At 65.2% G+C, this 13,817-nt stretch carries 12 protein-coding genes and 1 pseudogene; 6 read left to right on the forward strand and 7 right to left on the reverse strand.

The genetic code is table 11. The features are described 5' to 3' along the window. Positions 1 to 2 precede the first annotated feature (2 nt). On the reverse strand, positions 3 to 707 hold the full coding sequence (locus OKW37_RS17360; protein WP_090800989.1) for a CoA transferase subunit A: 705 nt from the start codon (positions 705 to 707) through the stop codon (positions 3 to 5). 219 nt (positions 708 to 926) lie between these two features. Here OKW37_RS17360 and OKW37_RS17365 point away from each other — a divergent pair, with 219 nt between their 5' ends. After that, positions 927 to 1,472, forward strand: coding sequence for a LuxR C-terminal-related transcriptional regulator (locus tag OKW37_RS17365; protein WP_429489587.1), 546 nt, complete (start codon positions 927 to 929; stop codon positions 1,470 to 1,472). A 44-nt stretch (positions 1,473 to 1,516) separates the two neighbouring features. On the opposite strand, the gene OKW37_RS17370 is transcribed toward OKW37_RS17365, so the two are convergent. Together OKW37_RS17370 and OKW37_RS17375 are read right to left on the reverse strand one after the other, a co-directional pair. Continuing rightward, positions 1,517 to 1,948, reverse strand: a complete 432-nt coding sequence (locus OKW37_RS17370) for an acyl-CoA thioesterase (protein ID WP_090800991.1) — start codon at positions 1,946 to 1,948, stop codon at positions 1,517 to 1,519. Between the two features lie 56 nt (positions 1,949 to 2,004). Further along, complete coding sequence (locus OKW37_RS17375) at positions 2,005 to 2,781, reverse strand: SDR family oxidoreductase (protein ID WP_018421159.1); 777 nt, start codon at positions 2,779 to 2,781, stop codon at positions 2,005 to 2,007. A 186-nt stretch (positions 2,782 to 2,967) separates the two neighbouring features. Between OKW37_RS17375 and OKW37_RS17380 the strand changes: the two genes are divergently transcribed. Beyond that, a complete protein-coding gene (locus OKW37_RS17380; protein ID WP_429405049.1) occupies positions 2,968 to 4,641 on the forward strand; it encodes an electron transfer flavoprotein-ubiquinone oxidoreductase in 1,674 nt (557 codons plus the stop codon). 175 nt (positions 4,642 to 4,816) lie between these two features. On the opposite strand, the gene aroC is transcribed toward OKW37_RS17380, so the two are convergent. The 3 genes from aroC to OKW37_RS17395 all read right to left on the reverse strand — a co-directional run bounded on the left by aroC (position 4,817) and on the right by OKW37_RS17395 (position 8,688). After that, the gene (gene aroC / locus OKW37_RS17385) at positions 4,817 to 5,917 is read right to left on the reverse strand and encodes a chorismate synthase (protein WP_429405047.1); all 1,101 of its coding nucleotides are present in this window, start codon (positions 5,915 to 5,917) and stop codon (positions 4,817 to 4,819) included. Between the two features lie 163 nt (positions 5,918 to 6,080). Beyond that, positions 6,081 to 8,018 carry an MFS transporter gene (locus OKW37_RS17390; protein ID WP_429405045.1) on the reverse strand — a complete coding sequence of 646 codons (1,938 nt, stop codon included), beginning with the start codon at positions 8,016 to 8,018 and terminating at the stop codon, positions 6,081 to 6,083. A gap of 202 nt (positions 8,019 to 8,220) precedes the next feature. Beyond that, a complete protein-coding gene (locus tag OKW37_RS17395; RefSeq protein WP_018421164.1) occupies positions 8,221 to 8,688 on the reverse strand; it encodes a CBS domain-containing protein in 468 nt (155 codons plus the stop codon). Positions 8,689 to 8,960: 272 nt separating this feature from the next. On the opposite strand from OKW37_RS17395, the gene OKW37_RS17400 reads away from it, so the two are divergent. The 3 genes from OKW37_RS17400 (at position 8,961) to OKW37_RS17410 (ending at position 11,715) form a co-directional block, all read left to right on the forward strand. Next, entirely contained in the window at positions 8,961 to 10,355 is a 1,395-nt protein-coding gene (locus OKW37_RS17400; protein WP_429405043.1) for an O-acetylhomoserine aminocarboxypropyltransferase, read from the forward strand. Next, positions 10,352 to 11,185, forward strand: coding sequence for an alpha/beta fold hydrolase (locus tag OKW37_RS17405; RefSeq protein ID WP_184063652.1), 834 nt, complete (start codon positions 10,352 to 10,354; stop codon positions 11,183 to 11,185). Before OKW37_RS17400 ends, OKW37_RS17405 begins: the two co-directional genes overlap by 4 nt. Before the next feature lie 209 nt (positions 11,186 to 11,394). Next, positions 11,395 to 11,715, forward strand: coding sequence for an Mpo1-like protein (locus OKW37_RS17410; RefSeq protein ID WP_184006183.1), 321 nt, complete (start codon positions 11,395 to 11,397; stop codon positions 11,713 to 11,715). 34 nt (positions 11,716 to 11,749) lie between these two features. Here OKW37_RS17410 and OKW37_RS17415 read toward each other — a convergent pair whose 3' ends face one another. Beyond that, entirely contained in the window at positions 11,750 to 13,063 is a 1,314-nt protein-coding gene (locus tag OKW37_RS17415) for a YihY family inner membrane protein (RefSeq protein WP_429405039.1), read from the reverse strand. 142 nt (positions 13,064 to 13,205) lie between these two features. Here OKW37_RS17415 and wrbA point away from each other — a divergent pair. Then, positions 13,206 to 13,809, forward strand: a pseudogene (wrbA, locus tag OKW37_RS17420) (NAD(P)H:quinone oxidoreductase). The last annotated feature ends 8 nt before the right edge of the window (positions 13,810 to 13,817 follow it).

Below are 13,817 nucleotides of genomic sequence, written 5' to 3' on the forward strand. Positions count from 1 at the left end.
GATCAGTCTCCTTTCGCGCGGACGACGCGTTGTTCGATGCGTTTTTCCGGATGCGCATTCAGCACGATGCGCTGCACGAAGATGCCAGGCGTATGGATCGCGTCCGGATCGAGCTCGCCCACTTCGACGATCTCTTCGACTTCCGCGACGGTGATGCGGCCCGCCATCGCGCACATCGGATTGAAGTTGCGCGCGGTGCGGCGATAGATCAGGTTGCCGGCCTTGTCGGCCTTCCATGCCTTGACGAGCGCGACATCGGCGGTCAGCGAATGTTCGAGCACGTAGTGGTTCTCGCCGAACTGGCGGGTTTCCTTGCCCTCGGCGATCTGCGTGCCGTAGCCGGTGTTCGTGAAAAACGCCGGGATGCCCGAGCCGCCCGCGCGCAGCTTCTCGGCGAGCGTGCCTTGCGGCGTGAATTCGAGCTCGAGTTCGCCGGCCAGGTACTGGCGCTCGAACTCCTTGTTTTCGCCAACGTACGACGAGATCATTTTCTTGATCTGACGCGTCTCGAGCAGCAGGCCGAGGCCGAAACCGTCGACGCCCGCGTTGTTGCTGATGCAGGTGATGCCCTGCACCTTCGAATCGCGCAGCGCAGCGATCAGCGCCTCAGGAATGCCGCACAGCCCGAAGCCGCCGACGGCGAACGTCTGCCCGTCCTTGACGATGTCCTTCAGCGCCTCGGCGGCGCCTGGATAGACCTTGTTCATCTGTATGTCCCTTCCTTTATGGAAACCCGAAACGTGTACGCAGGCCGCCGGATCATTGCGGCTGATATCGCAACGGGTGAACTTCACGTCGCCTCACGATACCGCTACGTCATTCTAGTCATCCGCGGCTTGAGCCGCGTTGTCATCCGCCCGAAAGAGTACGCTGAGCCCGCCATGCGGCACAATACGCAAAAATACATAAGTACTTGCCGCCCGCCCATGCCCGCCCTGGATTACCGCACTGCGTTTCACCTCGCGCCGATCGGACTCGTGCTGTCCCGCGAGCGGACCATCGAAGACTGCAACGACGAGCTAGCGTCGATATTCGGCTACGCGCGCAACGCGCTGATCGGTCAGTCGTTCCAGGTGTTGTATCCATCGGCGGATGAGTTCGAGCGGATCGGCGCGCGCATTCCGCCGATCATGACCGCGCAAGGCAGCTACGCGGACGACCGGATCATGAAGCGCGCGAACGGCGAGCTGTTCTGGTGTCACGTGACGGGCCGAGCGCAGCAGCGCACCGACCCGCACGCGGCGGGTGTCTGGACTTTCGAGGATTTGAGCGCAACCCGGCGGGTCGCGGTGGAACTGACGCCACGCGAGCGCGAAATCGCCGCGCAACTGGTGACGGGCAAGACCAGCAAGCAGATCGGCCGCGTGCTCGACATCAGCCCGCGCACGGTCGACGTCTACCGCGCGCGGCTCATGCGCAAATACGATACGGGCAATGCGACGGAGCTGTTGCAGCGGCTGCTCGGGGATTGAGAGAGGGCGTTTGAAGCGCGCGACAGCGCTGTCAAGCCGCGCGCTCAGGCCGCCTTGACGAGCGCCGCGCTCTCGATGGCCGCGCGCAGTACGTCAGGCACCGGCACCGACTTGCCCGCCGCGTAGTCGATCCACACGCATCGCGCGGCGCCTCGCGCATAGAGCGTATCCGGCTCATCGGCGCGCAGGAGCTCGAAAGCCGTATCGAAGCTGCTGCGCCCCGGTGTCGCCACCGACATCCGGCCGATCACGTCGCCCGGATAGTGCAGCTGCTTCAGAAACTCCATCGACGCATTGACGATCACCGGCCCCTGCCCGTGCGCGCGCTGGCCGACAAAGTCCATGTGCTCGAACCAGGAAATCCGCACCTGCTCCATGTAGCGGAAATAAACCGTGTTGTTGACGTGACCGAAGGCGTCCATGTCGCCCCAGCGGATCGGCATCGTCATTTCGAAAACTGCGTGAAAATCGCTCATTCCGTACTTCCGTTCTTCCTTTTTCTGCCTGACTTTTGAAATTTTGGACGACCCGCTCACGCGAGTCCGAAGCCGTCGTCGGCGACGATCACCGAGCCGTTGATGAACTGCGATTCATCCGCCGCGAGCAGCAGGAGCAGCCCATCGAGGTCCTCCGGCTTGCCGACCCGATGACGCGGCAGCATCGCCACGAGTTTCTGCCCCTGATCGGTCGACCAGTGGTGATGGTTGATCTCGGTGTCGATATACCCGGGGCAGATCGCGTTCACATTGATACCGTGCTTGCCCCACTCGAGCGCCATCGCCTTCGTCATGTGGACGACCGCGGCCTTGCTCATCGAATACAGGCCGATTTGCGGCAGCACGCGCAAGCCCGCCATCGACGCGATGTTGATGATCCGGTACGACGGCTTCTGCGCGTTGTTGCCGCGCATGATCATGCGCTTGGCGACTTCCTGCGCCACGAAAAACGCGCCGCGCGTATTCGTGTCGAACACGTATTCGAAGTCCGCCGGCGTGACCTCGGACAGCTTCTGCGTGGTCGACACGCCCGAGTTGTTGACGAGGATATCGATGGTGCCGGCCTCGGTCTCCGCATGCGCGACCGCCGACTTGATGCTCTGATAGTCGGTCACGTCGAGCGACACGACGTGCGCGGCGCCGCCGGACGCCTCGATTTCCGCGCGCAGCTCCTTGAGCCGCTCGGTACGTCGGCTCGCCAGCACGACCTTCGCGCCCGCCTGCGACAGCACCTGCGCGAAGCGCTTGCCCAGCCCGCTCGAGGCGCCCGTAATCAGCGCGACCTTGCCTTCCAGATTGATCGAACGGCCCATTGTCTTTCCTTGTTCGGTTGTGGTGACAACTGCGGTTGACGGGTTCGGTAGGACCCGACTAAGGGTCTATACCGTATCATGAAATAGTACGGTCGTGCTAATCTGCGGATTTCGGGTTGCGGCGCGGGAATCGATCGCCCACAATACGAACCCGAAAAAAGCATTCTAACGGTAAGAGGAGCATCAATGACCCCCGCAAGTCTCATTGAGCAGTACGGCCCGCGCGAGTCGATGGAGTATGACGTCGTCATCGTCGGCGGCGGCCCTGCGGGCCTGTCGGCGGCCATTCGCCTGAAGCAGCGCGCCGCCGAACGAGGCGCTGACATTGGCGTGTGCGTACTCGAAAAAGGCTCTGAGATCGGGGCCCATATTCTGTCGGGCGCGGTGATGGACCCGCGCGCGCTGACCGAGCTGATCCCGGACTGGAAGGAAAAAGGCGCGCCGCTGACGGTCGACGTGACCGAAGACCGCTTCCTGTTCCTGACGGAAACCGGTTCGAAGAGCGTGCCGACCTGGGCGCTGCCGGACAATTTCAAGAATCACGGCAACTACGTGATCAGCCTCGCGAACGTGACGCGCTGGCTGGGTCAGCAGGCCGAGGCGCTCGGCGTCGAGATATTCCCGGGCTTTCCGGCGGCCGAAGTGCTCTACAACGACGACGGCTCGGTCAAGGGCGTCGCGACCGGCAACCTCGGCATCGGCAAGGACGGCGAACCGACCGACAACTTCCAGCTCGGCATGGAGCTGCACGCGAAGTACACGCTGTTCTGCGAAGGCGCGCGCGGCCACCTCGGCCGCCAGCTGAACGAGAAGTTCAAGCTGCGCGACGGCGTCGATCCGCAGGTGTACGGCATCGGTATCAAGGAGCTGTGGGAGATCGATCCCGCCAGGCACAAGCCGGGTCTGGTGATGCACACGGCCGGCTGGCCGCTCGAAAACGACACGTACGGCGGCTCGTTCCTCTACCACATGGACAACAACCAGGTCGTGGTCGGCTTCGTGGTCGGCCTCGGCTATTCGAATCCGTATCTGTCGCCGTTCGAGGAATTCCAGCGCTACAAGACGCATCCGGCGATCCGCGCGATTCTCGAAGGCGGCAAGCGCGTGTCCTACGGCGCGCGCGCGATCACCGCGGGCGGCCTGATGTCGTTGCCGAAGCTGGTGTTCCCGGGCGGTGCGCTGGTCGGCGACGACGCGGGCTTCCTGAACGCGTCGCGCATCAAGGGTTCGCACGCCGCGATCAAGACCGGCATGCTCGCCGCCGATGCCGCGTTCGACGCCGTCCAGGCCGGCCGTCAGTCGGACGAACTGAGCGCCTACCCGGAAGCGTTCAAGACGTCGTGGCTCTACACCGAGCTGTATCGCGCGCGTAACTTCAAGCAGTGGATGAGCAAGGGTCTCTACCTTGGCACGCTGATGGTCGGTCTCGAGCAGAAGCTGCTCGGCGGCAACGTGCCGTGGACGCTGCATCATCAGCATTCCGATCATGAAATGCTGAAGCCGGCTTCGCAGTGCAAGCCGATCACGTATCCGAAGCCGGACGGCAAGCTGACGTTCGACCGGCTGTCCTCGGTGTTCATCTCGAACACGAATCACGAGGAAAATCAGCCGGCGCACCTGACGCTGAAGGATCCGACCGTGCCGGTCAACGTGAACTGGCAGACCTACGCGGGACCGGAGGCGCGTTATTGCCCCGCTGCAGTGTACGAGTTCGTGAAGAACGACGATGGCAGCGAGCGGCTCGTCATCAATGCGCAGAACTGCGTGCACTGCAAGACCTGCGATATCAAGGACCCGACGCAGAATATCGTGTGGGTCACGCCGGAAGGCGGTGGCGGTCCGAACTATCCGAATATGTGATTGATGTGCCGTCTGCCTGTGCGGCGCTGCCCGATAACCGGCAGCGTCGCGCAGGCAAATTCCGATAGCGCGCTCGCGCTTTCGTCTGCGCGCATTCTTGCGCGTTTCGTTGGTCCCCTTCCCTATTCTTTTTTATGGCGGCTCGTTCGCCGCCAATCGCGGGACCGCGTCAGGATTACGGCGCGCTCGCCGCGATCTTCGGCGTGCTCACGGCCACATCGCCGCATTGCGCGCGATGGCGCAGCGCGTGATCGATCAGCACGAGCGCAAGCATCGACTCGGCGATCGGCGTCGCACGAATGCCGACGCAGGGGTCGTGCCGCCCGAAGGTCTCGACGATCGCGGGGTTCCCCGCCTTGTCGATCGAACGGCGCGGCGTGCGAATGCTCGACGTCGGCTTGATCGCGATCGACACCGTGATGTCCTGCCCCGTCGAAATACCGCCGAGCACACCGCCCGCGTGATTGCCGACGAAACCTTCCGGCGTCAGCTCGTCGCCATGCACCGAGCCGCGTTGCGCGACGCTCGCGAAGCCGGCGCCGATCTCGACGCCCTTCACCGCGTTGATGCCCATCATCGCGTGCGCGATGTCGGCGTCGAGGCGGTCGAACAGCGGCTCGCCGAGGCCGACCGGCGCACCGGAGGCAACCACGTTGATGCGCGCGCCGATCGAATCACCGTCCTTGCGCAGCGCGTCCATATACGCCTCGAGTTGCGGAACGATCTCCGCATTCGGCACGAAAAACGGGTTTTCGCGCACCTGCGCCCAATCGACGAACGGCACGTCGATCTCGCCGAGCGCGGCCATATAGCCGCGAATTTCGGTGCCGAACTTCTCGCGCAGCCACTTCTTCGCGACCGCGCCCGCCGCGACCGCCGGCGCCGTCAGCCGTGCCGACGAGCGGCCGCCACCGCGGTAATCGCGAATGCCGTACTTTTGCCAGTACGTGTAGTCGGCGTGGCCGGGGCGGAACGTTTCCGCGATGTTGCCGTAGTCCTTGCTGCGCTGGTCGGTATTGCGGATCAGCAGCGCAATTGGCGCGCCGGTGGTTTGACCTTCGAACACGCCCGAGAGGATCTCGACCTTGTCTTCTTCCTGGCGCTGCGTCACGTGGCGCGACGTGCCCGGCTTGCGGCGATCGAGTTCGAACTGGATGTCGGCTTCGTTGAGCGCCATGCCCGGCGGGCAGCCGTCGATCACGCAGCCGATAGCGGGGCCGTGCGATTCGCCGAAGGTCGTGACAGTGAAAAGCGTACCGAGCGTGTTGCCGGACATGAGCGTCGTCCAAAGAAATACGGGGAGAACGCTATTATGCCAGTCCGCTCGTCTCGAAGCCGGGCCTGGCGACGGCGATGGCCGATCGGCCAGGGCGCACTCGGCCGAAAGCGGGTGATGGTGGGCGAGCCCGCCATCTCGGCGTCCGCGCACCGGCCCACGGCTACTTGCGGGCGCCGCGCAGCTCGGTCACGATCCGCTGCAGCGTCTCCGGCGTCGCGAGCGCCGGGTCGATCGGCTCGCCGACGGCGAGGCTCAGCCGGCTCATCACACCTTTGCTGATCGGCCGCGGCCAGGTTGCGTCCACCGCGCGCGAAAACACGCTGCCCCACAGCCCGCGCAGCGCCATCGGAATGACGGGCGCCGGCGTCCGCCTGACGATCTCGGCGACGCCGTGGCGAAACGGATTCAGCTCGCCGGTACGCGTCAGCTTCCCTTCGGGAAAGATGCAGACGAGTTCGCCGTCCGCGAGCGCCTGCGCGCACAGGTCGTACGCACGCGCGAGCAGCGCCGCGTCCTGATGCGCGGACGCGATCGGAATCGCCTTCGCGTGCCGGAACAGCCAGCCGACGAACGGCGAGCGGAAGATCTGGTGGTCCATCACGAAGCGGATCGGCCGCGGGCTTTCGGCCATGATGACGATCGCATCGACGAAACTGACGTGGTTGCACACGAGCACCGCCGCGCCCTGCTCCGGAATCCGCTCCGCGTGCACGAGCCGGATCCGGTAGAACGTATGCACGAGCAGCCACGCGATGAAGCGCAGCAGGAACTCCGGCACGAGCGAATAGATGTAGCCCGCGACGACCACATTCAGAAGCGCGGTGACGAGGAAGATCGCCGGAATACTGAAGCCCGCGGCGGTCAGGCCCACCGCCATCAGCGCCGACACGATCATGAACAGCGAATTGAGGATGTTGTTCGCGGCGATGATGCGCGCGCGATGGCTCGGCTGACTACGACTCTGGATCAGCGCATACAGCGGCACGCTGTAAAAGCCGCCGAACATCGCGAGCAGGAACAGATCGGCGAGCACGCGCCAATGCGCTAGCCGCGCGAGAAATTCGCCAACGCTGAGCAGATGCCCCGCCGGCGGCAGCGCGTGGCTCGCGAAAAAAAGATCGATCGCGAACACGCTCATGCCGATCGAGCCGAGCGGCACGAGGCCGACTTCGATCCGCCGCTTCGAGAGCCGTTCGCACAACAGCGAGCCGATGCCGATGCCGATCGAAAACGTGGCGAGCAGCACGGTCACGACGTCGGGATCGGCGGACAGCACGTCCTTCGCGAAGTTGAAGAACGACGCGAGGAACGTCGCGCCGACGAACCACAGCCACGAAATGCCGAGCAGACCAAGAAACACCGTGCGGTTTTCGCGCGCGAGCTTCAGATTGCGCCACGTTTCGCTGACCGGGTTCCAGTTGATGCGCAACCCGGGCTGCGGCGCGGGCGTAGCCGGCACGAAGCCCGACACGGCGCGCCCGATCAGCGCGATCGCGATACACGCGCAAGCGAGCACCACCGCGCCATGCTCGGCGAACCCCGCGCCCGCGCCGCCGACGATCGTGCCGATCAGGATCGCGACGAAGGTGCCCATCTCGACCATGCCATTGCCGCCGACCAGCTCCGCCTGCGACAGATGCTGCGGCAGATACGAGTACTTGACCGGCCCGAATACCGTCGAATGCACGCCCATCAGGAACGTGCACAGGTACAGCAACGGCGCGCCATGCAGCCAGAACCCCGCGCCGCCGACCAGCATCACCGCGATCTCGAAGGTCTTGACGAGGCGCGTGAGCAACGCTTTGTCGTACTTGTCCGCGATCTGGCCGGAAGTGGCCGAAAACAGCACGAAAGGCAGAATGAAAATCGCGGAGATCAGGAACGCCGCGGTTTTCGGGTCGACGCCCGAAAACCGCGCCGCCTGATACGTGACGAGCGACGTGAAGCCGATCTTGAACACGTTGTCGTTCATCGCGCCGAGAAACTGTGTCCAGAAGAACGGCGCGAAGCGGCGCTGGCCGAGCAGGCGGAACTGGGATTCGTGCGCTTCGTGCGCGCGAGCGGCGCGGCGGGCAGCGGGCAACGGACGATCGTTCATGAAGTCAGGAGAACGGCGCGGAAAAATGGCGATGACGCGGGCGGCACGGCCGGCAAGCGGATCGCCGCGACTCGCGCACGCGGCTGCCGCAATCCGTCCGCACCAGCTCCAGACACAAAAAAAGCGCCCGCTTGCGCGCGCGCCCTGTCGGCGGATTCGCGCTCGCGGCGACGGCCGGAGCGCGACCTTCGAGCCACGCGCATCAACGCGCCGGCTGCTGGTCCTGTCCTTCCTGCTCTTCCGGCCAGTCGCGGATATAGGCCTTCAGCATGCGGTTCTCGAACCCCTGCTCCTCGACCACCGCCTTCGCGACGTCGTAAAACGAGATGACGCCCATCAGCGTGCGGCTTTCCATGACGGGCAGATAGCGCACGTGATGCTCGAGCATCATGCGGCGCACTTCGTTGACGTCGGTTTCGGGCGTGCAGGTGAGCGGATGGTCGTCCATCACCTTGCGGATCGTCGAGGTGCCGACGCTGCCGCCGTTCTCGCTCAAGGTCAGAATGATTTCGCGAAACGTCAGCATGCCGACGAGGTCGCCGTACTCCATCACGACGAGCGAGCCGATGTCGTGCTCGGCCATGGTATTGACGGCGTCATGCAGCGTGGTATCCGGCGTGACCGTAAAAAGGGTATTGCCCTTGACTTTAAGAATGTCGCTGACTCGCATGATCTATCTCCTGATACCGCCAATCTTGCAGTGCATGAAATGTTTTTTCGATCCTATCGGAAAGGCCCAAAAAAGGAAAGCGGCCCGCCAGCCAAGGCGCGGCGGGCTTCGGAGACTCGAATTCGTCTGACTTCCAGATTGCGAGCATGCCCCGCTCCCGGCACGAGCCGCAGGAACCCGCGGGAAAACCGCGCTTGAAGCGGCGCGCGCCAATGGTAGGATGGCCGCCCACCCCGATCTTTCGCGAGGCCGCTCACGGCCCGCCGCCCACGATGTCCGCCAACCGTTTCGATACGCTTGCGCTGCACGCCGGCGCAGCCCCGGACCCTGCCACCGGCGCGCGTGCGACGCCGATCTACCAGACCACGTCGTTTTCGTTCCGCGACTCGGATCATGCCGCCGCGCTGTTCAACATGGAGCGCGCCGGCCACGTCTACTCGCGCATCTCGAATCCGACCGTCGCCGTGTTCGAGGAGCGCGTCGCCGCGCTCGAAAACGGCGCCGGCGCGATCGGCACCGCGAGCGGCCAGGCCGCGCTGCATCTGGCGATCGCGACGCTGATGGGCGCGGGTTCGCACATTGTCGCGTCGAGCGCGCTGTACGGCGGCTCGCACAATCTGCTGCATTACACGCTGCGACGCTTCGGTATCGAGACGACCTTCGTCAAGCCCGGCGACCTCGACGCGTGGCGCGCCGCGCTGCGCCCCAACACGCGCCTGCTATTCGGCGAAACGCTCGGCAATCCGGGCCTCGACGTGCTCGACATCGCCGCACTCGCACAGATCGCGCACGCGCACCGCCTGCCGTTGCTGGTCGACTCGACCTTCACGACGCCCTACCTGCTGCGCCCCTTCGAGCACGGCGCCGACTTCGTCTACCACTCGGCGACCAAGTTTCTCGGCGGCCACGGCACGACGATCGGCGGGGTGCTGGTCGACGGCGGCACGTTCGACTTCGAGGCTTCCGGCCGCTTTCCCGAATTTACCGAGCCGTACGACGGTTTCCACGGCATGGTATTCGCCGAGGAAAGCACCGTCGCGCCGTTCCTGCTGCGCGCGCGTCGGGAAGGCTTGCGCGACTTCGGCGCGTGCCTGCATCCGCAGGCCGCGTGGCAGCTGCTGCAAGGCATCGAGACACTGCCGTTGCGCATGGAGCGTCACGTCGTCAACACACGGCGCGTGGTCGAGTTTCTCGCCGGTCATGCGGCGGTCGAATCGGTCGCCTATCCCGAGTTGCCGACGCATCCCGACCACGCGCTCGCCAGGCGGATGCTACCGCGCGGCGCGGGCGCCGTGTTCAGCTTCAACCTGCGCGGCGACCGCGCGGCCGGGCGCGCCTTCATCGAAGCGCTCACGCTCTTCTCGCACCTCGCGAACGTCGGCGACGCGCGCTCGCTGGTGATTCACCCGGCATCGACGACGCACTTCCGCATGGATGCCGCCGCGCTCGCCGCGGCCGGTATCACCGAAGGCACGATCCGCCTGTCGATCGGGCTCGAAGATCCGGATGACCTGATCGACGATCTCAAGCGCGCGCTGAAGGCCGCGCAAAAAACCGCGCAAGCGGCGAGCGGCGGTCGTACCGCAACGCCGAGCAGCGCCTCGCAACAGACCGCCACTGCCGCGCCCGCCGCCACGAGCACCCCCGCCCGCCCGGAGTCCGCATGATCGTCACCGTTCAAGGCAAACCGGCCTACGCCTACACCGGCGGCAAACCCTTCGACGCGAGCCTGCCAACCGCCGTGTTCATCCACGGTGCCGAGCACGATCACAGCGTGTGGGCGCTGCAAAGCCGCTACTTCGCGCATCACGGCTTCGGCGTGCTCGCGGTCGATCTGCCGGGCCACCGACGCAGCGCCGGCCCCGCGCTCGCCAGCATCGCCGCGCTGGCCGACTGGCTCGCTGCGCTGCTCGACGCCGTGGGCGTCACGCGTGCGTTCGTCGCCGGTCACAGCATGGGCTCGCTGATCGCGCTCGACTTCGCCGGCCGCTATCCGCAGCGCGCAACGCATCTTGCGCTGCTCGCCACCGCGCTGCCGATGACGGTCTCCGACGCGCTGCTCGACGCCGCGCTCAATCGCGAGCCCGAGGCAATCGCCATGGTCAACCAGTGGTCGCATTCGACGCTCGCCGCGAAGCCCTCGTGCCCCGGCCCCGGTTTCTGGCTGCACGGCATGAACCAGCGGCTGATGGAGCACGTGTCCGCCGGGGGCGAGCCGCATCTGTTCCACACCGACTTCACCGCCTGCCATACCTATGCGGACGGCCACGCTCGCGCGGCGCAGGTGCGTTGCGCCACGCGCCTGATCGTTGGCCGGCGCGATGCGATGACGCCGCCGCGCGCGGCGAAAGCGCTTGCCGATGCGCTCGCGCAGGCGGGCACGCCGGTCGACACCGTCACGCTCGATGCGGGCCACGCGTTGATGACCGAGCAACCCGACGCGACGCTCGATGCGCTCTATGGCTTCGCTTCGCGGCCGCCGCATGAAGCGCGCTGATGGGGCGCGCGATGGCCGCTCGCCGCGCGCCTCGGTGCTCCGCGGGCGGCCGTCGGGAATGCCGTTGCGAATCGCCACCGAATCACTGCCGAACGACCACGATACCCACGCCGAACCCGCCGCGCCATCTGCCGAATGGCCAGGTTGCGCCAGGCAGGCGATCGCCGGAGAATGATTGAAGCTGTCTTTTTCAGCCTCCGGAGGCCGTCATGGCTCATACAGCACATACCGATCACTTCGCGAACTTCGCGGAGTTTTATCCGTACTACCTGAGCGAGCATCGCAATCTCGTGTCGCGGCGGCTGCATTTCGTCGGCTCGCTCGGCGTCATTGGTTGCCTCGCGATGGCGCTCGCCACCGGCGACTGGCTATGGTTGCCGGCGGCCGTGGTGTGCGGCTACGGCTTCGCGTGGGTCGGCCATTTCTTCTTCGAAAAGAACCGGCCTGCCACCTTCCGTCATCCGTTTTACAGCCTGATGGGCGACTGGGTGATGTTCAAGGACATCTGCGTGGGGAAGATTTCGTTGTAGTTTTATCGGGGCGGCTCGAAGTATGGCCGCCCTATCACGCTGCCTGGTGCGGCATCGAAGCCGCCGCGCGCTCGCCATCGTCGGGTCGCGCCGCCCGTGCCGCCGCGCGCGAGGCGAGCAACGCGGCGAGCGTCACCTTCAGCTGGTCGTTGTCGAGCGCGGCGAGCAGCATGCCGCCGTCCACGCGTGTGGAGTCGAGTTCGAGCTGATACGTAAGCTCCGCGCGGTCGATCACGAACAGGTCGTACAGCCGCTGCACGGTCACCTGCGCCGGGTTCGCGAGGAGCACGAAGTGCGGGCCGGTATGGTCCTCCTCCAGCCGCGCGATCCACTCGATTTCCTCGAGACGCTGCAACAGCATCAGCGTCGTATCCTTGTCGCGGCGAAGCATCCGGGCAAGCTCGGGCATCGTGTAGCCGCGTCTGCCGCCCTCACGCGCCTCGCACAGCCGCGCGAGCAATTCGAGCGAATCGAACAGATTGCTGCCATCGAACACAGGGCGGTGAAACTGACCGATGCGAATCGCCGGCAACGCCGATGCGATCATCGCGCCGGTCAGCGTGATGAACCAGCACAGGTACATCCACAACAGGAACAGCGGCACCGCGGCGAACGCGCCGTACACCGCCGTATAGGTCGGAATACGGCGCACGTAGTAGCCGAAGCCGCGCTTGGCGAGCTCGAACGCGACCGCGGCGATCACGCCGCCGACCACCGCGTCGCGCCATTCGACACGGCAGTTCGGCAGATAAACGTAAAGGATCGTGAACGCGAGCATCGTGAACGGCAGCGAGGCGCTCGCGAGCGCCCATTCGATCAGCGGTGTGATGCGCTGCGCGGCGCTAAACGACATCGATTGCGTGAACACATACGACGAGATGGACAGGCTCACGCCGATCAGGATCGGACCGAGCGTGATGATCGCCCAGTACACGAGAATGCGCTGCGCGACGGGCCGCGCCTTGCGCACGCGCCAGATCACATTGAAGGCGGACTCGACGGTCATCATCGTCATCACCGCGGTGACGAACAGGATGATCATGCCGATCGTGGTCAGCCCTTTGGCCTTCGATGCGAACTGGTTCAGATACTTGAAGATCTGATCGTTCAGTTGCGCGGGCATCAGGTGGTCGGCAAGAAAAAACTGCAGCGACGCCTGGAACGAGCTGAAGATCGGAAACGCGGTGAACAGCGCAAACGCGACGGTGGCGAGCGGCACGAGCGCGAGCATCGTCGTGAACGTCAGGCTGCCCGCGACCTGCGGAATCCGGTCCTCGCCGATGCGTTGCGCCGCGAATTGCGCGAGCCGTTTGAGCGTGTCGAGATCGAAACGCACCCTAACCAACAAACCTGCCTCCTTGCTTGCTGAACCGTCAAACCGGGACTGCGGGAACTCCGCGCGGCGTTTGGCCGAAGCTGCTGGCCGAACGGCTATGAGCGGCCTGTGCAACTGACCGAACCCCTATAATACCCGTTCAATGATGAGGCCTATGAAAGACATTCTCGTGCTTTATTACAGCCGTCACGGCGCCACCCGCGAGCTCGCGCTGGCGATCGCGCACGGCGTCGACAGCGTCCCCGGCATGCAGGCGCGCGTGCGCACCGTGCCGGCGGTTTCCACGGTTTGCGAGGCGAGCGAGCCGGACATTCCCGCCGAAGGACCACCGTACGTCGAGCTGCGCGACCTCGAAGAATGCGCGGGCCTCGCGCTCGGTTCGCCGACCCGCTTCGGCAACATGGCTGCCGCGCTCAAATACTTTCTCGACGGCACCACGCCGCAGTGGCTATCCGGTGCACTGTCGGGCAAGCCGGCCTGCGTGTTCACGTCGACCGGCAGCCTGCACGGCGGCCAGGAATCCACGCTGCTGTCGATGATGCTGCCGCTGCTCCATCACGGCATGCTGATCGTCGGCATTCCATACACGGAGAGCGCGCTGTCCACCACGCAGACGCGGCGGCACGCCGTACGGCGCGTCGCATTACGCGCGCGCGGGCACGACCGGCCATGGCATCTCCGCCGACGAACGGACGCTGGCGATTGCGCTTGGTGCGCGCGTTGGGCGCACGGCGGCGTCGATGTCCGAAAGGCCGTGAGCGTAAAG

It is taken from the genome of Paraburkholderia sp. MM5482-R2, from assembly GCF_050436125.1.
GTDB classification, from domain to species: Bacteria; Pseudomonadota; Gammaproteobacteria; order Burkholderiales; family Burkholderiaceae; genus Paraburkholderia; species Paraburkholderia tuberum.

Coding starts and splice junctions, on each gene's coding strand:
- OKW37_RS17380 (WP_429405049.1), top strand. CDS start 2,968: ATGACCCCCGCAAGTCTCATTGAGCAGTACGGCCCGCGCGAGTCGATG.
- OKW37_RS17390 (WP_429405045.1), bottom strand. CDS start 8,018: ATGAACGATCGTCCGTTGCCCGCTGCCCGCCGCGCCGCTCGCGCGCAC.
- OKW37_RS17360 (WP_090800989.1), bottom strand. CDS start 707: ATGAACAAGGTCTATCCAGGCGCCGCCGAGGCGCTGAAGGACATCGTC.
- OKW37_RS17365 (WP_429489587.1), top strand. CDS start 927: ATGCCCGCCCTGGATTACCGCACTGCGTTTCACCTCGCGCCGATCGGA.
- OKW37_RS17370 (WP_090800991.1), bottom strand. CDS start 1,948: ATGAGCGATTTTCACGCAGTTTTCGAAATGACGATGCCGATCCGCTGG.
- OKW37_RS17375 (WP_018421159.1), bottom strand. CDS start 2,781: ATGGGCCGTTCGATCAATCTGGAAGGCAAGGTCGCGCTGATTACGGGC.
- OKW37_RS17400 (WP_429405043.1), top strand. CDS start 8,961: ATGTCCGCCAACCGTTTCGATACGCTTGCGCTGCACGCCGGCGCAGCC.
- OKW37_RS17405 (WP_184063652.1), top strand. CDS start 10,352: ATGATCGTCACCGTTCAAGGCAAACCGGCCTACGCCTACACCGGCGGC.
- OKW37_RS17410 (WP_184006183.1), top strand. CDS start 11,395: ATGGCTCATACAGCACATACCGATCACTTCGCGAACTTCGCGGAGTTT.
- aroC (WP_429405047.1), bottom strand. CDS start 5,917: ATGTCCGGCAACACGCTCGGTACGCTTTTCACTGTCACGACCTTCGGC.
- OKW37_RS17395 (WP_018421164.1), bottom strand. CDS start 8,688: ATGCGAGTCAGCGACATTCTTAAAGTCAAGGGCAATACCCTTTTTACG.